Origin of the sequence: Exiguobacterium sp. s160, assembly GCF_018617575.1 — a bacterium.
In the GTDB taxonomy this organism is placed as follows: Bacteria; Bacillota; Bacilli; order Exiguobacteriales; family Exiguobacteriaceae; genus Exiguobacterium; species Exiguobacterium aestuarii_A.
The window spans coordinates 491,301-512,665 of the sequence record NZ_JACSKK010000001.1; the positions used below are offsets into that span (position 1 = coordinate 491,301).

The following is a 21,365-nucleotide window of genomic DNA, read 5'->3' on the forward strand; positions in this document are numbered from 1 at the left end:
ATTGTGGTCGCTACTCCCCTTTTCATCTTCCATTTGACTATAGCATGAACCACCTTAATTGACAATTGAGCGATGTATGAGGGCAACGAAATCCGATGCATTCATGGCGGTTCGATATCCGAGTTCTTGCAACGCAGCTAGAACAGGCGCAGGCATAGGGTAATTCCAGCCCGCTAAATCCAGTTGTCGACGAAACACCTCGACTTCTTCTTCATCTACTGATGTACGAACAACAATTTCCTTTAGTTCATATGCGGTCTGACAGAGCGGTGCCGCTTCTTGAACCCATTCATCTTCTGTGAAACGGGTTAGGATGGACTCAAAGAGTCTCACTACTTTCTGATCTTTTACATTTTTTTCACCATAAAACAAGGAATAAAGTTCCTGTTCATACAACCCGATTAAATCCGTCGAACTACGAAACGGTTCGAAAGCACGTAACAATTCATGATAGTACCATGACTGGTCTCGCATCGGTCGTTTGAAACGTTGCCACACCATCATCCCTTCCATCTCTAAGTCATAACGGATGGAACGAAGATTATGTAGCTTATCCGCCACGAGGAGTGCGACTTCATCAAATTGAAGTGAAGAGATGTGTTCAAGAGTCATCTGTTTTCGTTGTTCCCACGTCTGACCACGGTTCTTCTCAGAGACAGCAAGTACAAGACGTAACACATCAGGACCAAACCTTGCTAATATTTCTTCTGGTTCCGTTTCAGTGTCTTCAATTAAATCGTGCAGAAGACCTGCGGCGACGACCGACGGGGGTTGGTGATCCTTTTCGAGCAACAACGCGACAGAAAAAGGGTGTGACAAAAACGGAATCGATGAACCTTTACGGGATTGTCCTCCGTGACGAATTGATGAAAACCGAAGTGCTTCTTCTACGAGCGGATTCATGGTACCTTCCTCCTTCTCCCGGATGAAAACTCTTTTATTCCATACCCGGAATTAGGCACAAATAACCTAATTATTCTCAAAATATAGGTATATAGTCATATCACTCTTCGTAAATCATTTTCTTCGTCATCCCACCATCGACGACAAGGTTGTGACCGTTGACAAAGTCGTTGTTCCGGTCAATCAGATATCGTACCGCTCGGACGATGTCATCCGGTTCGCCGACACGGCCAGACGGATGCTGACGATGGTCGACTTCTCGTAACGCTTCGTCTGATGTATGAATCCAACCCGGGCTAATCGCATTCACGGTTACTGGTCGATCACTCAATGAGATGGCAAGCGAATGGGTCAAACCGACAATCCCGCCTTTAGAGGCCCCATACGCATCCCAGTGTGGTTCATTTTGCAAAGCACGTGTTGAGGCCATATTGACAATGCGACCATATGACTCATCTTTGTTTAATTCCAAAAAGTATTTTGCACAAGTAAACGTTCCTACTAAATTAACGTCGATGACTCGTTTGAACGTATCGATTTCAAGTTCGTCAATCGGTTTGACGAGTGAGGCGATCCCCCCGTTGTTAATCAACACATGAGCATGTCCAAAACGTGACTTTACGTCTTCGAATACCCGCTTTAGCGCTTCGGTTTCCCCAAGATCAACTTGATAAAAGGACACCCCTTTTATATTCGGGTCTTCACCAATGTCCAATCCCACAACTTCATATTGATTTGCGAACGCATTAGCGAGCGCACACCCAATCCCTTGCGTGACACCTGTAATAATCATAATGTCTTTCATCTGTTCATCCCTCCTAGAAGAGTGTATACCCGAATGTGGGTTACTCAGTCCACAGTTTACGATTTGAGGTCGTGATCACACTTGCCCCAGCGGCAAGGGCTGCATTCACTTCTTCCATCGTCTCAATCAACCCTCCTGCAAAAACAGGTATACCGGTCATTTCCTGTACTCGGCGGATATACTTCGGAACAATTCCTGGAAGGACCTCGATGTAGTCTGGTTTTGACCGTTCAATATGTCGGATGCTCTTATCCAATGATGTCGAGTCAATTAAAAACAACCGTTGTACCGTCAACACATGATTTTGTTTTGCCCGTACAATCACGTTCCCTTTTGTCGATATGATTCCAAACGGTCGATACGTTTGACAGACATACTCAGTCGCAAATTCATCCGCTTTCATTCCTTGGATTAAATCCATATGAATAAAGACTTTTTTCTGATGCTTTTCTAATAATTTAAAAATAGGTTCTAATCGACTCATATGAATTTCAAGTAAAACTCCTATTTCAAGTTCACTCGATAAAAATCGTTCTAAATCGCGCATATCACGTATCGCCGGCAAGATTGATTGACCTTGTATCATCCGATATTCCTCCTGTCTTCTTCCCATTATGCCGACAGCTATTTTCATAAATCAAGGTTTACTCATTCAATATAGCGGGAAAGTAATGTTAACTTGTGTAGAGGGGGATTTTAGTATGGTCAATGAAGTCACTGTAAAAGTTGAGACACCGACACCGGAGCAACATCAGTCGTTGCGTGTGAAGGCGGGGATGCCTCGACGCTCAGATGAAAGTACGGTCAAAGGACTCAAGAACACGCTATTTGGCGTCTGTTTATATTTAGATGATGAGATTGTCGGGATGGGGCGTGTCGTTGGGGACGGCGGAATGGTCTTTCATCTAGTCGACATCGTCGTCGATCCAGAATGCCAAGGACTGGGTCTTGGTAAATTAATCATGGAGAATTTAATGGAGTGGATTCTAAAAGAGGCAGATGAGACGGCCATTGTCAGTCTAATTGCCGATATTCCTGCGGATGGCTTGTATCGTCAGTTCGGCTTTGATTATTCACGTCCAGAATCAGTCGGTATGGAATATCAGTGGAATCAAATGGAAAGGTAACACTTCTAGGTAAAGGAGATGACTTATGGATGGATTGAACATCATCGTGTTGCTCGGACTGGCGCTCACGCTTATCTCCGTCTTCAGCCTCCTGATTGAACGTCTATACTTTCCAAGCATTTTAGCGTTTATCGCCATCGGTGTTGGGGTCGGTTTTTTCTGGGACGGAAACGAAGTATTCAAAATTGCCGGTGAAATCGGAATCATCCTTTTATTTTTCCTTCTCGGGTTAAAGTTTCCGTTACGCGAATTGTGGAAGCGAATGCGAAAAGTTTGGAAAGCAGGCGTATTAGACATCGTCCTATCGTTCGGCGTCTCATTCGGAATCGCCTTGTTGTTTGGATTGGACTTTCCGCGCGCCTTCTTAATTGGTGCCGTTCTATACGCGACGAGCTCTTCGATCTCAGCGAAACTACTTGAGCGCCACTCCGAAAAACATGAAAATATTAAAGAATTCGTCCTAGCTCTACTTATTTTTGAAGATATATTCGCACCACTTTTATTGACGATTGCGCCATTCATCATTCAAGAGGAACCGGTCGCCATGACAGATATCGGGAAAGTATTCGCAGGATTTCTGATTTTCGGGGTATTATTATTTATCGGATCGAGCTTTGTGTCGAAACAACAGAAGTTCTCGAAACACCTTTTACGTCAGGATGATGCGAGTATCGGGCTTATCGGACTCATTCTCTTCTTCGCCGGAATCGGTATGGTATTTGGTCTATCTGAGATTTTAGGAGCATTCATTGCCGGAATCATGCTTGCGGATATCCATGACGTTCGTCCGCTCAAACGTTTGACGGTTCCCGTTCGTGACTTGTTCCTCCCAATCTTTTTTATTTCATTCGGAATTTCAATCAACTTGGAGAAAGGTGTCATCGTTAACACCTTATTCTTTGTCTTGATTGTTTGGGGCGTCTTGTCGAAGTGGATTGTCGGTCGCGTCGGAGGAAGGATTTATGGGTTATCTCGTGTCCAGGCGAATGAGGCGGGGTTTTCTCTCGCTCCGCGTGGCGAGTTCTCCATCTTGTTTACCGCCCTTTCAAACGGGGCCATCAACTTGTTTGTCGGTCTTTATATTTTCGTGTCAGCTATTGTGGGAATCATTTTATTTCGATTCTCGGAATACTTGGCCGAAAAGACGGAAAAGACGCTTACAAAAGTATTACCAGAAAAGAAAAATGAAGAGTGAACAGGCGAACCGAATTTTCGGTCCGCCTGTTTTATCGTCTCATCTATTCATTCATTCTTTTACTGCTTTTTTAGCATGTCGCTTTTTTCGCCAGATGAGGTATCCGATCAACCCAACGAGCAACAGACCGTAAATCGTATAAGAATAGGCATCTAGATAGGCGAGTATATCTTGCCAGTTCTCACCGACTTTCATTCCGACCAAGACCAAGATTGTGTTCCAAATCGCTGTTCCAGCAGTGCTGAAAAGCAAAAATTTTAAGAATGGCATATTCGACATACCTGCTGGAATTGAGATGAGGCTTCGAACGACCGGCATCAATCGACCAAAGAAGACCATCCACCCTCCGTATCGATCGAACCAGGCATCTGCTTTTTTGACGTCTTGAATATCAAGACGTATCCACTTCCCGTATTTCTTCGTCCACTTCTCAATTTGCTCAACATCAAATAACAGACCTAGTCCGTATAATAAGACTGCTCCTAATATGGCTCCAACTGTCGATGCCACGATGACGAGCGTGATGGACAAGTTCGTCTTTACGGCAAAAAAACCTCCAAAGAGTAATACGACTTCAGAAGGGATTGGCGGAAAAACGTTCTCAATGAAAATCATGAACGCAATTCCTATGTATCCGTACTGTTCAATAATCGAAATCATCCAATCACTCATTATTGATGCCTCCATTCCCACACATTATACCCATCCTTTCTAATCGATAACCGTTGAGACATGCTACACTTATGAAAAAAGAGGAGTTGATTGAGTTGGAAGAATTATTTCGTTGTCCGTGGTGCGGGTCTGACCCGCTCTACGTCCACTATCACGACGAGGAATGGGGCAAACCTGTCCATGATGACCAAAAACATTTTGAGTGCCTGACGCTTGAGAGTGCACAGGCTGGACTCAGCTGGATCACGATTTTAAGAAAGCGTGAAAACTACCGCTCCGCGTATGCGAATTTCGATGTAAACGAAGTAGCTCGTTTTTCTGAAGAATATATCGAAAGATTGATGACAGACAGCGGCATCGTCCGGAACCGCCGAAAAATCGAAGCCTCCATCAATAATGCGAAACAGTTCATGAAGATACAAGAAGAGTTTGGTTCATTCGATTCATATATCTGGTCATTTGTAGACAACGAAACCATCATCAATGCATGGGAACGGCTTGAAGAAGTCCCCGCTTCGACAGAACTGTCTGAGCGATTGAGTAAAGACCTGAAACGACGTGGATTCAAATTTTTAGGTCCGACCACGGTATATGCCCACTTACAAGCAACCGGTCTCGTCAATGACCATCTTACCTCTTGTGCATTTCGATAAGTTAAGACCAGCTATCAAAAAAATCTTTACATCTCCCCTATTGTTGTGACAATATTTTGACAAAGTGATACTCTATCACTGAAAGCGTTTTCATATTTTTTATCTTTCGGGGGGATGTTGATGAACGGAATTTTAGTGTCCATTGTCGTATACATGGCACTGCTGGTCTTACTTGGGATCATCGCGTATCGCAGAACAAGTAGTATTGGTGATTATATGTTAGGTGGACGAGCACTTGGTCCCGGCGTAGCAGCCTTATCGGCCGGCGCGTCTGACATGAGTGGATGGCTCTTGATGGGCTTACCTGGCGCGATGTATGCAACGGGAATCTCAAGCGGTTGGATTGTCATCGGGTTGACAATTGGCGCCTATTTAAACTGGTTGTTGGTCGCTCCAAGATTACGCATTTATTCTTACATATCGGATGATGCGATCACGATTCCAGACTTTTTTGAGAAGCGGTTCAAAGACTCAAAAGGATTATTACGTTCCTTTTCTGCTGCCGTCACCCTCATCTTTTTCACTTTGTATGCGACGAGCGGGTTCGTTGCAGGTGGTCGACTATTCAATGCCGTCTTCGACATCGAATTCGTAACGGGAGTCATTATTCTCGCCTCAATCATCATTTTGTATACGTTCATCGGTGGATTTCTAGCCGTTAGCTGGACAGATTTTGTTCAAGGACTCATCATGCTTTTCGCACTCATTTTTGTACCGGCAATCGCCATCATGGCGACAGATGGTGTGTCGAACGCATTAGACACGGTTCGGGATATCGATGAAGCGTTACTCGACCCATGGACGGGTCAATCGCTCATTGGAATCATTTCTTTATTTGCATGGGGACTCGGCTATTTTGGCCAACCCCATATCATTGTTCGTTTTATGGCAATCGGGAAATTAGAAGACATAAAAACGGCACGTCGTATCGGAATTTCATGGATGGTTTTCACCGTCGTCGGGGCGATGGCGACCGGATTGTTTGGACTTGCTTATTACACGCAACAAGGACTGACAATAGATAATCCTGAAAATATTTTTATTAACTTATCGGATCTATTGTTCCCTGATTTAGTCACAGGTGTATTATTGGCGGCTTTACTCGCTGCCATCATGTCGACGATTTCATCACAATTGCTCGTCTCTTCTAGTGCAGCAACGACGGACTTCTATCAAAAATTCTTCCGTAAGGACGCAGGAGACCGTGAGCTCGTCATGGTCGGTCGAATCACTGTTATTCTCGTATCGGTCGTATCAATTGTCCTTGCGCTCGATGCAGATGACACAATCTTGAACCTTGTCGGTTATGCTTGGGCAGGATTCGGTTCATCGTTCGGACCGCTCATCCTGTTTAGTCTCTTCTGGAAACGGACAACTCGTCAAGGCGCCCTTGCCGGGATGTTGACTGGTGCATTTGTCGTCATCCTTTGGAAGAACTATGCTGCTTCATTGTTTGGAACGTTCGGAACGCTCTATGAGATGATTCCAGCATTCTTCCTGTCGGCACTCGCCATTTATGTCGTTAGTTTAATGACGCCTCCACCAAGTGAGGTCATTCAACGTGAATTCGACCAAATGCGTGACATGGTGAAAGAACATATTAAATAATCTTCTCGGCAGGTCTTTCTTGACCTGCCATTTTTATGTACAAGGAGTTTTATAGATTTTTAACGAATACTATATATATATTAAGATTAATTCCATTTTGAAAAGGAGATTTTTGATGAAACCCTTTAAAACCATCTCTCATCTCACATTCGCTTCAAGCCTGATTCTATTATTCGGTTGTGGTCAATCTTCATCGACAAATCAAGAACCTCTAGTTGAAACCGAAGAGCCAATCGTCGAGACACCTGTAGAAGAGCCCCCTTCCGAACCTGAGCCAACCGTCACGACGGCATCCATCTATGCTATTGGTGATGTATTGCTACACGATTCGGTATACAGCGCAGCCCGTGTCAATGACGGATATGATTTTGACACTTCTTTTGAACAAGTCGCGCCGATTTTAGAACGAGCGGATATCGCAATCGCTAACCAAGAGAGTATGATTGGCGGGAGCGAAATTGGGTTGTCGAGCTATCCGGCTTTTAACAGCCCATTTGAGATTGGCGATGCTTTGCAACGTGCCGGGATTGATTTAGTCACGACGGCGAACAATCATACGCTAGATCGCGGGGTTCGTGCGATTGAGAATTCGATTGGTCACTGGAATGAAATCGGAATGCCTTACACCGGTTCCTTCTTATCTGCTGAAGATAAGGCAAACATCCGTACATTGACCGCGAACGAGATTTCCTTTTCCTTTTTAGCCTATACGTACGGAACGAACGGCGTAATTCCAAAACAGCCATACCACGTCAACTATATCGACCTCGAGCAAATGCGCCCTGAAATCGAGAAAGCAGAACAAACTACCGATTTGACCGTCGTATCCTTACATTTTGGAACAGAATACGAAACGTTACCGAACGAAAGTCAGACTGAGCTTGCTCAAACTCTTTCAGACCTCGGTGTCGATATCATCATCGGTCACCACCCACACGTCCTACAACCACCGAAGATGCTTGAGGGAGCTGATGGCAATCAAACATTCGTCGTGTATTCACTCGGTAACTTCCTATCTGGACAACAAGGCGATGATCGGAATACGGGTGGGATCATCGGAATTGACGTTGTCAAAACGACCGAAGACGATGTTTCAACGTTCGAATTGAAAAATCCGATGTTTTATCCAACATTTACACAGAAATCATCAGAAGGACATTATGAAATCGTCCCGTTACAATCAGCAAAACCCGAGCTCTTCTCTCCTGTCAGCGAACATATGTCGCAATGGTTACCAGAGCTTACAATCGAACAATGATGACCACGAATATCTTTCGTGGTCATTTTTATTTTCAAAAAAAGGTTGCCACATCGGGTATTATCCCTTACACTAATTCGTATATTTATAAACATAGATTAATAATTATTCATAAGGGGTGCTTACATTTTGAAACAGAAACTCGTATTGGCTTACTCAGGCGGACTTGATACTTCGGTTGCAATTAAATGGTTGGATGAACAAGGATATGATGTCATCGCGGTATGTTTAAACGTCGGGGAAGGAAAGGACTTAGAAAAAATTCAACAAAAAGCAATGAAAGTCGGGGCAAAAAAATCACTCGTTATCGACGCGGTCGATGAATTCGTGACCGACTTCGCACGCTACTCGATGCAGGCGCATACGCTGTATGAAGGTGTATATCCACTCGTATCTGCTCTATCACGCCCACTCATCTCGAAAAAGTTGGTCGAAGTGGCACAAGCAGAAGGTGCAGTCGCTGTGGCCCACGGCTGTACAGGAAAAGGAAACGACCAAGTCCGTTTCGAAGTGTCCATCCATGCACTTGATCCATCACTTGAAATTGTTGCACCGGTACGGGAATGGAAATGGTCTCGTGAAGAGGAGATTGCATACGCGGCAAAACACAATATCCCAATTTCAATCGTTCAAGAAGAACCTTTCTCTATTGATCAAAACATCTGGGGGCGGGCGATCGAATGTGGCATCTTAGAAGACCCTTGGGCGGCACCGCCGGAAAGTGCTTATGAGTTAACAGCAGCGCTTGAAGATACACCTCATGAACCGACATACCTTGAAATCGAATTTAAGAATGGGGTACCGGTAGCCATCAATGGGAAGAACCAATCGTTCACAGATATCTTAAAAGAGTTAAATATCGTCGCCGGGGCGCATGGAGTTGGTAAAATCGACCACATTGAGAACCGTGTCGTCGGTATCAAATCACGTGAAGTATATGAAGCTCCTGGTGCGATGACACTGATCACGGCCCATAAAGCCCTTGAGGCATTAACACTTGTACGTGAAGTAGCTCACTTCAAACCAATCGTCGAGCAAAAATTGACTGAGACGATTTATAACGGATTGTGGTATTCACCTCTCACAAAGGCACTACTCGCATTCATCGATGAGACACAACAGACTGTCACAGGTACCGTTCGGATGAAACTCTTCAAAGGCCAAGCAATCGTAGACGGTCGTAAGTCACCGATTTCACTATATGATGAGGAGCTTGCGACATATACTTCGGCGGACACGTTTGATCAACAAGCCGCTGTCGGATTTATCAAGCTTTGGGGCTTGCCGACAAAAGTTCAGTCAGAGGTATTGATGGAAAAAGGAGCGTTCATTCATGAGTAAATTATGGGGAGGACGTTTTGAAAAGACGGCCAGTGATTGGGTCGATGCGTTCGGCGCCTCGATTGAATTCGACGCTCAAATCGTCCTTGAAGATTTAGAAGGTAGCATGGCACATGTGACGATGCTCGGAGACCGAAATATCCTCTCAAAAGAGGAAGTCACTCAAATTCTTGAGGGATTACAAAAACTTAAGCAGAAGGCTATCGCTGGCGAGTTGGCGTTCGAAGTGTATCATGAAGACATCCATATGAATTTAGAGGCATTGCTTCATGAAGAAATTGGACCGGTTGCCGGAAAAATGCATACGGCACGTAGTCGTAACGATCAAGTTGCTACAGACATGCATCTTTACTTGAAAGAACGTGTGAAAGAAGTGATTCAATTGATTGAGTCACTTCAAGTTGAATTGCATGCACACGCTTCAGAAAACGTAGAGACGATCATGCCTGGCTATACGCACCTCCAACGTGCACAGCCAATCTCTTTGGCACATCACTTACTCGCCTATTTTTGGATGCTCGAACGTGACAAAGAACGCTTCACAGACAGTTTGAAGCGAATTAACTGGTCTCCTCTAGGAGCCGGAGCTCTCGCTGGGACGACGTTCCCGATTGACCGAGCTCGTTCGGCTGAACTTCTCGGCTTTGATCGAGTCTATCCGAACAGCTTAGACGCAGTGAGCGATCGTGATTTTATTCTCGAATTCTTGTCGAACGCATCGATGCTTATGATGCACCTCTCACGCTTTTGTGAGGAGTTAATTCTTTGGGCTAGTGAAGAATACCGCTTCATTACTGTGTCCGATACATTCTCTACCGGATCGAGTATGATGCCACAGAAGAAAAACCCAGACATGGCTGAACTCGTACGTGGAAAATCGGGACGCGTCATCGGAAACTTGATGGGATTATTGACGCTCATGAAAGGACTTCCGCTCGCGTATAATAAAGATTTGCAAGAAGATAAAGAAGGCATGTTTGACACGGTTAAGACTGTTCAAGGCTCACTCAGCATCATGGCCGGGATGATGAACGAATTGACGTTCCATCCGGACACGATGAAGCAAGCAACAGAGCACGATTTTTCAAACGCCACTGAACTTGCTGATTATTTGACAGCTAAAGGCATGCCGTTCCGTGAAGCGCATGAAGTAACTGGGAAACTCGTCAAATATTGCGTCGATGAACGCTTATATTTACGTGAGCTTCCATTGTCTGTGTTCCAAACACATTCTGACTTGATTGAAGAGGACGTGTATCACGCTTTGACCCCTGAACAAGCGGTCGCGCGTCGCAATAGTTATGGCGGTACAGGCTTTGATGCTGTTCGCGAACAGTTGAAAGAAGCTTCGGAATGTATGAATGTCATACCTTCTTAATGACCCTTGTCTCAGTATGATTGCTGAGACGAGGTTTTTTCTTGTTGACCTAGACTTAAGAAATGACTTGCCAACTCTTTAATCTCATGTTAACTTTTATATTGTTAACGTTAACTGAAAAGGGGTTTACATATGAAGATTCAAGATATGACTCAAATTGCCTTCGGGGCAGCACTTATCGCAAGTGTCGGTTTCATCGAAATACCGATCGGACCCGTTCCGATCACTCTTCAAACACTGGCTATCATGACAATCGCCGGCGTATTCGGTGCACGAAAAGGATTTTTGGCAGTCATCGTCTACCTCCTACTCGGCTTAATCGGACTTCCCGTACTGAGTGGTCAAGGAGGTCTTGCTCCCTTCGTTGGACCAACCGTCGGATATTTAATTGGATTTCCAATCGCCGCTTTCTTCATTGGCTGGTTCAGCGAGCGGCATCGCTCCATCCCAGCATTGATTGGCTACAACTTGTTATTCGGTTTGGGGCTTGTATACCTACTTGGAAGCATCGGGCTCGAGATCGTTCTCGGTATGTCGTTCATTGATGCGCTCAAGGTGAATATCCCGTTTATTCTTGGAGATTCACTCAAAGCCGTACTTGCTGCGATCTTAGCTGTGAAAATTTCTCAGAACGTTCAAATTCGTCGTTCCCTCGCTTCTTAAACGTTCGAACGTTTCGCCCGTTTCCATATGTGGAATAAATGAAGTATGGAAGGGGGTGTCCCTATGAGCGACTCGACGTTTAAAAAACGCTTACAAAAAGCGACCCACTTTTATCAACGCTCTGACAAAGGGCAACGTCAAGGAGTTGACAAGTCGTCTCATGAGAAACGTGACACAGAAGCATTTGAGCGCAGACTCCGCGAAGCAAAAGCGAAAGTTGGAGAGATTCAAGAAAACATTGACCATATCGCCAGACGTTAAAACCCCGTCCAAAGACGGGGTTCATTTTTTGCGTGGTCGAATGATGAGCGTGATGATAAAGAGAAGTGCTAGTGTGACGAGAAGTATAAGTGAAGCTGTATTCCATCCGACTAAATTGAGCGCCACACTAAATGCGACCGTGACATAGAAGCCACCTAATGCTTTTTTGACATGTTGTGAACTGAAACGCTGTAACTGTTTGGCTCCGAACGGAGATCCAATCATCGCACCTGCGATTAATGCGAGTCCATGCCAGTAATTCGTTTCAGCACCTGCCACGGCATAGCTGATTACGCCTGAAATTACGATGAGGAGAGCTGCTGAAATACTCGTTCCGACTGCACGCTTCATTTCAGTGTTCAGTAGCTTGACTTGAAGCGGCGTCAATACAAAGCCACCACTTACCCCCATCAAAGAAGAGATAAATCCTGCAAAGACACCGATGATCCCAAGTCGTGGTACAGAAGCTGTCCCGACACTCCCTTCGACATGCTGTTTCGACCGGAAGAATGAAATCGCAAAGTACGTAAGTAACGCAATGTAGACGAGTGAGATGATCAGTGTCGCGCCGTCCACCCCTTCTAAGAAAAAGACGAGCGGAGTGGCAATCCAAGTCCCGACAATCCCGAACACACCAATCCATAACGCGTGTGACACGTTCACGTTTCGTAAACGAATGTGCGAGATTGTCCCTGCCGTCGTCGAACCGAGCGTCAACATGAGACTAAGTGCGATTGCCGCACTTGCTTCATAACCGAAAACAAGGAGGAGTGGCGTGAGCAAGATGCCACCACCGATTCCGAAGAAGCCGCTCAATATCCCGATCAATGTACCGAGCAAGAGAAACTGTAATAGTTGTAATAAGTCCATTTTGCACCCTTCTTTCATTGTTCTCGTTTGCAATCATATCAAAAAGGGGCGCCAATTGCGCCCCTTTGCTCACAATGATCGTTCTAGAAAATCGAAAATCTTTTGACGGTATTCAGTCTGGAATGATTGATACGATCCGACATGACCATCGTTTTCCGTCACCCATAGTTCGACACCATCCTGCGCGCTTGCAAGCTTTTCACTTTCTGAGACAGGAATCGCATCGTCACCTTTACTATGAATCAATAAAATCGGTGCTTCGATTGATTTGATATCTTGAATCGGTGAAACAACCTCCGCATCCAGTCCAGTGAACCAAGGGGTCACTGTCATGATGACGGGTGTGAATGGAACGTTCGGGAGATCACTCCATACGGGGAGATTTGTCTCAAGGTAGTTCCGTAAATCACTGAACGGACTGTCTGCGATGACTGCGGCTACTTCCACATCATCTGCCGTAGAGAGGGCCGTCGCCGCTCCCATGGAGATTCCGTAAAGTACGATTGGGCCCTCTGATCGACCTTTTGCGTATTGGATGGCAGCTTGTAAGTCCGATTGTTCTTTCGCGCCGACCGTTACCCGGTCTCCTTCTGAAATCCCAGATCCGCGAAAATCGAACGTTAAAAATTGATATCCTTGCTCATGAAACTCGGGCATCAACTCTTTTAAAGGGAGATCCTCCTGTTCTCGGTTCTTTCCATACCCATGAGCAAATACAATTGTCGCACGTGGCGTAGGATGGGGAATCCACCACCCATACAAGTCATGCCCTTCTTTTGATTGAATGGTCACGTTCTCATATTTCAATCCAAGTGACTTCGGTGTGTAGGTCAACGTCTCTCGCTCAGGTGATGTTAATTGGTCACCAATATGTGCCGAGATTCCACCGATAGCCAATCCGGCCACCAGTAAGATGACTAGAACCGCAATACTCAATAGTTTCATCCAACGATTCATCTATTTCTTCCCCTCGATTCTACATTCATTATCTTAACCAGCTTCGAAGCGCGATGAGCGCATGTTGCACTGGCTCCCACGTATTAGCTGGAATCAAATAGCATGTCGCATCATTGACGGTAAACATATGGACATCTCTCTGTTTGACGATATTTTCGCCGATTGCACCAAATGGATCACTATTCACATCTGTGTGTTCAAACGTTCGCCACACGCGTTCGCCTTGTTCGATCAAAGCACAACCGAACATTTTTGTCGGACCATCAATCCCATACTCCGCATAGTGCCAAAGTGTCGTCGCATCAAGTGGCGACCCGAGATGAAGAACACGTGCATTTCGTTCAATCATTCGTTCGATTGGTGAACCTGGACCGAAGCCGACGTCAATCGAGTGACCAGACACAATTGTTTGTGCTTCTTCACCCCATGCGGCGACAGACCACATCGGATGTTCGCTTCGATAAACGTTCGGATAGTTCCGGAACAGTTCGGGGACACGCCCCATCCCACGGGTTGATGTCTTTTCTTTTTCATAAGGTGGCATTTCGGCACGAATCGTCTGCCACCACTCAACCGGAACAGGCGGTGCTTCCCATTCAGCCGGATCTGAATTGTCTCCGGTTTGGGTCGCCATCATGAGAAGTCCTGATGGCCCCACCACTTCTTGCAATGCCTCGATTACAGTCTGCGCACCACCACATACCCATCCGAGTTTTGAAAGCGAGGTATGAACAAATAAAGACTCTCCTCGTTGAATTCCTGCTTCTTTCAAATGATTGATGAGACTTGACTTCGTCACCATCTGTTTCATTTCGATCACTCCACAATCAGCTGGATCGTTGACCCGCTTCTAGATTTTTTCACTTCGATTCGGGCATCGACGCGATCTTTCAATTCTTGGACATGACTGATGACCCCGACAAGTCGACCTGTTGCCTGAAGCGACATCAATAATTCGATTGCCTGGTCTAAAGATTCGGCATCAAGCGTCCCGAATCCTTCATCGATGAGCATCGTTTCAAGACTCACACCACCGCTCAACTGTTGCACCACTTCTGCTAGACCAAGCGCGAGTGAGAGAGACGCTTTAAAACCTTCCCCTCCGGAAAGGTTTTGTACACGGCGTGATTGACCGGTGTACGCATCGAATACGAGAAGTTCAAGTCCGGACTTGGCATTCCCTTTTGCCGTCTCCACTTTTCGCTCTAGTCGAAACTGACCGCTTGTCATCTGGTCCAAATGAATGTTCGCCGCATGTAAAATCTGGTCGAAGAACGCCGTTTGTACATATGTTTCAAACGTCATTTTTTGCGGATTGATGCCTTTTCCGGTTTCTGCAATCAACTTGATGGTTTCTAACTTCTGTTCTTCACGTGCTGTGTCCTTACGAAGCGTATTCCACTCGGAGATGATTTGACGGTGTCTAGACAAGGCTTCTTGTGAGGTGATGAGATGTTCTGATGCTCGCTCGTATAAATCCTTGGCTTCGTTCACCTTCGTTTCAATCGACTGAAGGTCTGGTTGTGCTACATTTCCTAATTTCCCCTCAATCATCTGGATGCGGTGTCGTAACCGGACACCTTCCTCTTCTTCACGTTGTAAGTTCTCACGGATATTCGTTCGCTGATCGATTCGATCAGCTAATTGTTCGTACCGCCCCTGGTTCAACTGAGCGACTTCTAATTGCTTATTCCAAGTCGTCTTTTGTGAATCGTATTGCTCCATCGCATCAGAAAGCTGTTGCCGCATTAAAGTGAGCCGCTCTTCTTCTTTCCACGTTTCCTTTTTGACGATTTCAAAGTCATGGTCGAACGCTTCAATTTTTTTCGTAAGTATGGTGAGACGATCTTGTCGGTCTGTCCGCTCGGTCTGTAATTGTTCTAACGTTGTTTCCTCTGTTTGACCGAGCGCATTCAGTTTTTGTTGTATCGCTTCAAGTTCTGTGAGGACACGTTGACGCTCTTCAAATTGGTTACGTCGCTCTTCTTCAAGTTGTCGCATTTCACCGGTGAGTTGGCGAAGCGTTCGTTCATTCTCGAGACGCGTCCGCTCTTCACGTTGTAGGCGATCCACATGCGCTTGCCATTTCTTGACTTCTTCTGATAGTAATCCATCCACCTGAATATCTTTCGAAACCTCATCAAATTCTCGTCGAGCCTCTTCAAGCCGAGAATGGAGCGAACGATAATCGGATCTCGCTTCAATCAATTGAGTCGTCAATTCCTCAAGACGTGCCTTCGCCTCCACTTCTTCATCCATAGATTCAAGCAAGTCTTCGAACTGTGGGACATCATGGTGACGAGAGCCGCATACAGGGCAAGGCTCACCTTCTTCAAGAGTTTCACTCAGTTGTCTTGCCGCATTCATCTGTTCTTGTTGTTTGTACTTCGCCATCACTTCTTGCTGGATGGCATGCAGTCGCTGCACTTCTTTTCCGGACCGCTCACAAGTGGAGAGCTGATTTGATAACTCATTCACCTTCGTCTCAAGTTTGACCAAATACATCAATCGGTCGACATGTCGCTCCGCATCAACTGCACGTTCTTCAGGTTCAATCGATAACGTTTTCACTAATTGTTGTTCGTGGACTTGAAGTTCTTGGAGCCGAGCCTCTTTGGAAAAGGCGCTTAATTCATTCGCACGTTTCATCAGTTGCTCACGTAATGTCACGTATTCTGCCCGCTCTTTCATTCGCGGTAACATCTCATCAATTAACCGAAGTCGCTCTTGAAGGGATAAGATTACTTGTTTATTCTCTTCAATTGCAGATTGCTGCTCCGATAGTGAAGATTGCTTTTGTTGTAATTGTTCGAGTTTTTTAGAAGATGCTTGTTCCTCCACCGTCAGTCGTTGCACATGTTTCTTCATTTCTAATAATCGGTCATAGACTGGACGAATGTTCGCTGCTGCCTCTAAATGTCGCAACAACTCGTGACGTTCGATTCGTTCTGTCTCGCCTTTTAAAAATAAATCAAGAGCTTGCAAGGTTTCTTGCTGTTCTTGAAATAAACTGACAAGCGCTTTTGCTTGTTCTAATTCGGTACGCGCCTGTTCGAGCTTCTTCGAATGACCCTGTTTTTGTTCTGTTGCGGACTCAACGGTTGTAATCAAACGTTGTTCGCGCTCGTCTAGCCACTGATGGATCACATCAATCGATTTCGTCGAAATCTCTTCGATCGCTTCATCTTCGAGCTCTAGTAACTTGAGACGGGTTCGCTCGACCTCCCATTCGACTTGTTTCCGGTATGTGCTGAGACGTTCTGCCCACTTCTCCTGGAAAGCACGATACGCCTCCGTCTTGAAAATAGATTGCAGGATTTGTTGTTTCTCATTTGAGTTCGAATCGAGCAATTGTCTAAATTGGTTTTGAGGAAGTAACAAGATTTGACTGAATTGTTCATATGAAAGTTGTAAAATCGACTCGACTTCCTCTTGAACCTCGTTCACTTTTGTCGCGATCGGCTTCCAACCATCCTCCCATTCATACAAAACAGCCTCATGTGGGATCGGTGTCTTGTTTTTCGGGTGAGGTTGTTGAGGTTGTCTCACGATTCGATAGTGGTCACCGCGAATCGTAAACGAAAAGTCGACCTCCGTCTTCAACTCAGGTTGTGCGAATTGACTTCTGAAATCACTGGCATTGCGAAGCGTCCCGCTGGCCCGTCCGTATAATGCGAACGTCATCGCATCAAAGATGGTTGTCTTCCCTGCACCCGTCCGACCACTCACAACAAACATTGAGCGTCCAACTAATTGTGTGAAGTCAATCGTTTCTCGTTCCGCATACGGTCCGAATGCTTGAATCTTCAATTCGACCGGTCTCATCTGACATCACCTTCTTCAATCATTTGTTTGACGGCATCCGAGGCCGTTCGGTCGTGTACAGCTTCAAAGAACTGTAAATATACCTCTTCGACAGATTGTCGTTCGAGCGTTTCCCGTTCAAATGTTGACGTCTGTTCTTGGCGTCGTAACAGTTCCAGTTCAAGATGAAGAATATTCGGATAAACGGTCCGAAGCTTTGCCATCGGATCAAAAAGTGCTTTGTCATCGGTCAACACGATTTTCAAATAATCATCGGTTTGTTGTTGTTGATAAAACGAAGGTGCGAGTAACTCATCCAACGTTCCTGTGATCTGTCTCATGTCCCGTTCTGGCGTCAACGTTCGACGTCTACGTTTCCAGTGTCCGTCCCACTCCAAAATATCTACCGATTTCTCATGATTGACCTCAGAGAAAGAGTATTTTATGAGAGAACCACTGTATGCAATCCGTTCTGAACGAATCGCATCACGATTATGTAGATGTCCAAGAGCCGTATATGAGAACGGGTCATATAGCCCTTTCGCGACCTGTCCGGCGGTACCGACCGATAACTGGCGCTCCGAATCGGTCTCAAGTCCTCCTGCGACAAAACTATGGCCCACTGAGACCGCATTCTTCTCAATGGTTCCGTATGCTTCGATGACGGCCTCCAACGCGTCATGGTGCGTGCGAATCGTTTCGTTTCCTAGTATGTGCCGAACACGTGCCGGCTCAAGAAACGGGATTGGGTAAAACGGAATCCCGGCCACTTCAAGCGGACCAGCTTCTGTGTTTAATTTACCAACGATATGTAATCCTACTTGTTTCAACAATTTTGAACTATAGTCGAGACGCTCCGCTGAGTCATGATTTCCCGCGATAGCGACGACCGGGATTTCTCGCTTCAACACCAACTCTCGCCACATCTCATCGAGCAAATCGACAGCCTCGACGGGTGGGACGGCCCGGTCATACAAATCCCCAGCGATGATGACCGCATCTGGTTTTTCCTCATCAACGATTTGTAAAAACGAATGGAATAAAATATTCCGCTGATCTTCTGTCATATGACGACCATGGACAATCTTACCTAGATGCCAATCGGCCGTGTGAATCCATTTCATCATGTATCACCTCTCTTTCTTATTCTAGCATGACTCAATCGTTCGATTCGACGTCTTGACACCCGATTTTGAAACAGCGAAAGTAAAGAGAGAGGAGGTTTGTTCAAAATGAATTCATCGACATGGAAAACGTTTTTCCAACTTTTTAAAATCGCGAACCCTCCTAAAGGATTGTTTGTTGGAGCTATTCTGATTTCGCTCCTTCAAGCCGTTGCATCGCTAGCGATTCCACTCATTCTTCAACGCGTCGTTGACCGTTGGAGTAGTGACCTGTTGACGCCTGAATGGATTGCATACTTTATCATTGCCTTTCTCGTCCAGGTCATTACGAGCGCGTTATCGATTTACTGGCTACATATTGTCGGTCAACGTGTCGTCGCCAATCTTCGGACGACATTGTGGGACCACCTCATCAAACTGCCCATCCCTTTTTATGATGGGATCAAATCGGGAGAACTCGTCTCCCGCTTGAACAATGACACGACTACACTACAACAGCTGTTGTCCGAGCAAAGTGTCCGCTTGTTGACCTCTTTCGTTTCGGTCATCGGTGCCGTCGCCATCTTGTTCACGCTCGATTGGCAAATGACACTCGTCATCTTGTTTTCAGTGCCGACGACGCTTGTCATCGTCATTCCACTCGGCCGAAAGCTTCGAGTCATTGCAAAAGAAACGCAACAGGAGCTCGGTAACCTGTCCGGATTCTTTGCGGAACTGCTCGGTGAAATCCGTCTCGTCAAGTCGCAGGCGACAGAACAAATGGAAGTGCGGACCGGGAAAGTGAAAATCGAAACGTTGTTTGATTATGGTGTGAAAGAAGGACGGATTCAAGCCATTCTCATCCCTCTCCTCAACGTGACGTTGACAGGGATGTTGATTGCCATACTCGGATTTGGAGCGTATCGTGTCTCGACAGGGGCCTTATCGACGGGTGAACTGCTCGCATTCATGCTCTATGTATTCCAAATCATCACTCCACTGATCACCATGAGTGAATTTTTGACGAGACTACAAAAAGCACGTGGCGCAACTGAACGAATCGCTGAATTATTAGATGTCCGTCCTGAACCGTACAGCACATATCAAGAATCCATCGAGCAGGCTGACCTCTCTTTCGAGGATGTGACCTTTCATTATGGGACGGAGCCCGTTCTCCAAGGACTCTCTCTTCACGTTTCACCGGGCGCAACGACCGCCATCGTCGGTCGAAGCGGCGCCGGCAAAACGACACTTTTTTCGCTCGTCGAACAATTTTACACACCAACGCAGGGATCAATTCGGTACGGCAATCGCGACATTCAAACATATGGCCGGGATACATGGCGTCAAGTCGTTGGTTATGTCGCTCAAGACTCTCCCGTCTTGTCGGGTTCTGTTCGGACAAACATCGTCTATGGTCTTCAACGTGAAGTGAGTGATGTGGAAATCAAAGAGGCGTGTGAAATGGCAAACGCATGGTCATTTATCGAATTGATGCCGAATCAGCTCGAGACGGAGATTGGAGAACGTGGTATTCGCTTGTCAGGTGGACAACGACAGCGTCTTGCGATTGCCAGGGCATTGTTACGTAATCCGCAAATTTTACTGCTCGACGAAGCAACGTCGAGTCTGGATTCAGAATCAGAACGCGTCGTCCAGGAAGCGCTCGATCGTCTGATGGTCGGGAGAACCACACTCGTGATCGCCCATCGCTTATCGACCGTCAGACATGCCAACCAAATCGTTGTGTTAGAAGATGGACGCATCAGCGGGGTTGGGAAACACGAGCAACTTTTAAACGAGAACGCACTTTATCAGCGTCTCGTCTCACAACAATTACTAGGGGGACAATCTACATGAAAACAATCGGGTTTATCGGTCTCGGGGTCATGGGCCAATCTATGGTACGAAATTTGATGAAGCATGGTTTTGACGTAAAAGCTTATACGAGAACGAAAGAGAAGGCTGCCTCGCTATTAGAGGAAGGTGTAGTATGGTGCGAAACGATTCGAGAGGTATGTCTAGATGCTGATGCCGTCATCACCATCGTCGGTTATCCATCAGATGTCGAGTCGATTTATTTCGGGGAAGGAAATATCCTTGATTCAGCAGAACCAGGTACGCTCTTGATCGATATGACAACCTCCTCACCAAAACTTGCCGAACGAATCGCCGAAACGGCCATTGAACGGAGTCTTCTTCCGCTCGATGCACCGGTCACTGGTGGAGATATTGGTGCAAAAAATGGGACACTATCCATTTTGGTCGGAGGCGGAGAGTTTGCTTTCAATAAGGCAAAACCTTTATTCGAAGCAATGGGACAGTCCATTGAGCGGATGGGATATGCCGGGAGCGGACAATATGCGAAACTCGCCAACCAGATAGCCATTGCCGGAACGATGATGGGGAATGCGGAGATGTTCGCGTTTAGTAAACGAGCAGGACTTGACCCGGAAGCGCTCATCCCCACGATTCGTGGAGGTGCAGCCGGTAGCTGGACGCTTGAAAACTTGGTTCCACGGATGATTGTTGAAGATTATGCACCAGGTTTCTTCATCAAACATTTTATTAAGGATATGACACTCGCCATCGAGAGTGCAAACGAACTTCAAGTGAAATTACCTGGACTCGAACTCGCTCATCGACTCTATTCGATTCTCGAAGAAAATGGTTACGGGGAGAACGGAACACAAGCGATCATCGAGTATTACCTTCATCAAGACGTTTGAATCATGCCGTTTGTGGAATTAGTAGGAGTGAAGGAGGC

General features: G+C 45.9%; 20 protein-coding genes. 11 read left to right on the top strand and 9 right to left on the bottom strand.

The annotated features are described in order from the left end of the window. Window positions 1–54: 54 nt before the first annotated feature. The 3 genes from KNO86_RS02555 to KNO86_RS02565 form a co-directional block, all read right to left on the bottom strand. Window positions 55–903 (bottom strand): HD domain-containing protein, encoded by an 849-nt coding sequence (locus KNO86_RS02555; RefSeq protein WP_214692625.1) that lies wholly within the window; start codon window positions 901–903, stop codon window positions 55–57. A 100-nt stretch (window positions 904–1,003) separates the two neighbouring features. After that, window positions 1,004–1,708 (bottom strand): SDR family NAD(P)-dependent oxidoreductase, encoded by a 705-nt coding sequence (locus tag KNO86_RS02560; protein ID WP_214692627.1) that lies wholly within the window; start codon window positions 1,706–1,708, stop codon window positions 1,004–1,006. 40 nt (window positions 1,709–1,748) lie between these two features. After that, on the bottom strand, window positions 1,749–2,294 hold the full coding sequence (locus KNO86_RS02565) for a glycerol-3-phosphate responsive antiterminator (protein WP_214692629.1): 546 nt from the start codon (window positions 2,292–2,294) through the stop codon (window positions 1,749–1,751). Between the two features lie 115 nt (window positions 2,295–2,409). Here KNO86_RS02565 and KNO86_RS02570 point away from each other — a divergent pair, with 115 nt between their 5' ends. Together KNO86_RS02570 and KNO86_RS02575 are read left to right on the top strand one after the other, a co-directional pair. Continuing rightward, window positions 2,410–2,835: a GNAT family N-acetyltransferase gene (locus tag KNO86_RS02570; protein ID WP_214692631.1), complete on the top strand. Its 426-nt coding sequence runs from the start codon at window positions 2,410–2,412 to the stop codon at window positions 2,833–2,835. Between the two features lie 25 nt (window positions 2,836–2,860). Next, complete coding sequence (locus tag KNO86_RS02575) at window positions 2,861–4,030, top strand: cation:proton antiporter (protein ID WP_214692633.1); 1,170 nt, start codon at window positions 2,861–2,863, stop codon at window positions 4,028–4,030. Window positions 4,031–4,081: 51 nt separating this feature from the next. Here KNO86_RS02575 and KNO86_RS02580 read toward each other — a convergent pair whose 3' ends face one another. Continuing rightward, on the bottom strand, window positions 4,082–4,702 hold the full coding sequence (locus KNO86_RS02580; RefSeq protein ID WP_214692635.1) for a DedA family protein: 621 nt from the start codon (window positions 4,700–4,702) through the stop codon (window positions 4,082–4,084). A gap of 95 nt (window positions 4,703–4,797) precedes the next feature. Between KNO86_RS02580 and KNO86_RS02585 the strand changes: the two genes are divergently transcribed. The 7 genes from KNO86_RS02585 (at window position 4,798) to KNO86_RS02615 (ending at window position 11,864) form a co-directional block, all read left to right on the top strand. Then, window positions 4,798–5,355 carry a DNA-3-methyladenine glycosylase I gene (locus KNO86_RS02585; RefSeq protein WP_251126870.1) on the top strand — a complete coding sequence of 186 codons (558 nt, stop codon included), beginning with the start codon at window positions 4,798–4,800 and terminating at the stop codon, window positions 5,353–5,355. Between the two features lie 120 nt (window positions 5,356–5,475). Further along, complete coding sequence (gene putP, locus KNO86_RS02590; protein ID WP_285800656.1) at window positions 5,476–6,963, top strand: sodium/proline symporter PutP; 1,488 nt, start codon at window positions 5,476–5,478, stop codon at window positions 6,961–6,963. A gap of 115 nt (window positions 6,964–7,078) precedes the next feature. After that, window positions 7,079–8,221, top strand: a complete 1,143-nt coding sequence (locus KNO86_RS02595; RefSeq protein ID WP_214692639.1) for a CapA family protein — start codon at window positions 7,079–7,081, stop codon at window positions 8,219–8,221. Between the two features lie 126 nt (window positions 8,222–8,347). Beyond that, entirely contained in the window at window positions 8,348–9,562 is a 1,215-nt protein-coding gene (locus tag KNO86_RS02600) for an argininosuccinate synthase (protein WP_214693976.1), read from the top strand. After that, window positions 9,555–10,940: an argininosuccinate lyase gene (argH, locus tag KNO86_RS02605; protein WP_214692641.1), complete on the top strand. Its 1,386-nt coding sequence runs from the start codon at window positions 9,555–9,557 to the stop codon at window positions 10,938–10,940. Before KNO86_RS02600 ends, argH begins: the two co-directional genes overlap by 8 nt. A 132-nt stretch (window positions 10,941–11,072) precedes the next feature. Continuing rightward, the gene (locus KNO86_RS02610; protein ID WP_214692643.1) at window positions 11,073–11,603 is read left to right on the top strand and encodes a biotin transporter BioY; all 531 of its coding nucleotides are present in this window, start codon (window positions 11,073–11,075) and stop codon (window positions 11,601–11,603) included. Window positions 11,604–11,666: 63 nt separating this feature from the next. Next, the gene (locus KNO86_RS02615) at window positions 11,667–11,864 is read left to right on the top strand and encodes a hypothetical protein (RefSeq protein ID WP_214692645.1); all 198 of its coding nucleotides are present in this window, start codon (window positions 11,667–11,669) and stop codon (window positions 11,862–11,864) included. 21 nt (window positions 11,865–11,885) lie between these two features. Here KNO86_RS02615 and KNO86_RS02620 read toward each other — a convergent pair whose 3' ends face one another. The 5 genes from KNO86_RS02620 to KNO86_RS02640 form a co-directional block, all read right to left on the bottom strand. Then, window positions 11,886–12,734 carry a sulfite exporter TauE/SafE family protein gene (locus KNO86_RS02620; protein WP_214692647.1) on the bottom strand — a complete coding sequence of 283 codons (849 nt, stop codon included), beginning with the start codon at window positions 12,732–12,734 and terminating at the stop codon, window positions 11,886–11,888. 69 nt (window positions 12,735–12,803) lie between these two features. Beyond that, window positions 12,804–13,691: an alpha/beta hydrolase gene (locus KNO86_RS02625; RefSeq protein ID WP_214692649.1), complete on the bottom strand. Its 888-nt coding sequence runs from the start codon at window positions 13,689–13,691 to the stop codon at window positions 12,804–12,806. Between the two features lie 28 nt (window positions 13,692–13,719). Further along, a complete protein-coding gene (locus KNO86_RS02630) occupies window positions 13,720–14,502 on the bottom strand; it encodes an AAC(3) family N-acetyltransferase (protein WP_214692651.1) in 783 nt (260 codons plus the stop codon). Between the two features lie 5 nt (window positions 14,503–14,507). Continuing rightward, a complete protein-coding gene (locus KNO86_RS02635; RefSeq protein WP_214692653.1) occupies window positions 14,508–17,516 on the bottom strand; it encodes an AAA family ATPase in 3,009 nt (1,002 codons plus the stop codon). Next, complete coding sequence (locus KNO86_RS02640) at window positions 17,513–18,619, bottom strand: exonuclease SbcCD subunit D (protein ID WP_214692655.1); 1,107 nt, start codon at window positions 18,617–18,619, stop codon at window positions 17,513–17,515. Before KNO86_RS02640 ends, KNO86_RS02635 begins: the two co-directional genes overlap by 4 nt. A 108-nt stretch (window positions 18,620–18,727) precedes the next feature. Here KNO86_RS02640 and KNO86_RS02645 point away from each other — a divergent pair, with 108 nt between their 5' ends. Beyond that, window positions 18,728–20,458: an ABC transporter ATP-binding protein gene (locus tag KNO86_RS02645; RefSeq protein WP_214692657.1), complete on the top strand. Its 1,731-nt coding sequence runs from the start codon at window positions 18,728–18,730 to the stop codon at window positions 20,456–20,458. After that, window positions 20,455–21,327: an NAD(P)-dependent oxidoreductase gene (locus KNO86_RS02650; RefSeq protein ID WP_214692659.1), complete on the top strand. Its 873-nt coding sequence runs from the start codon at window positions 20,455–20,457 to the stop codon at window positions 21,325–21,327. The genes KNO86_RS02645 and KNO86_RS02650 overlap by 4 nt, the downstream gene beginning before the upstream one ends. The last annotated feature ends 38 nt before the right edge of the window (window positions 21,328–21,365 follow it).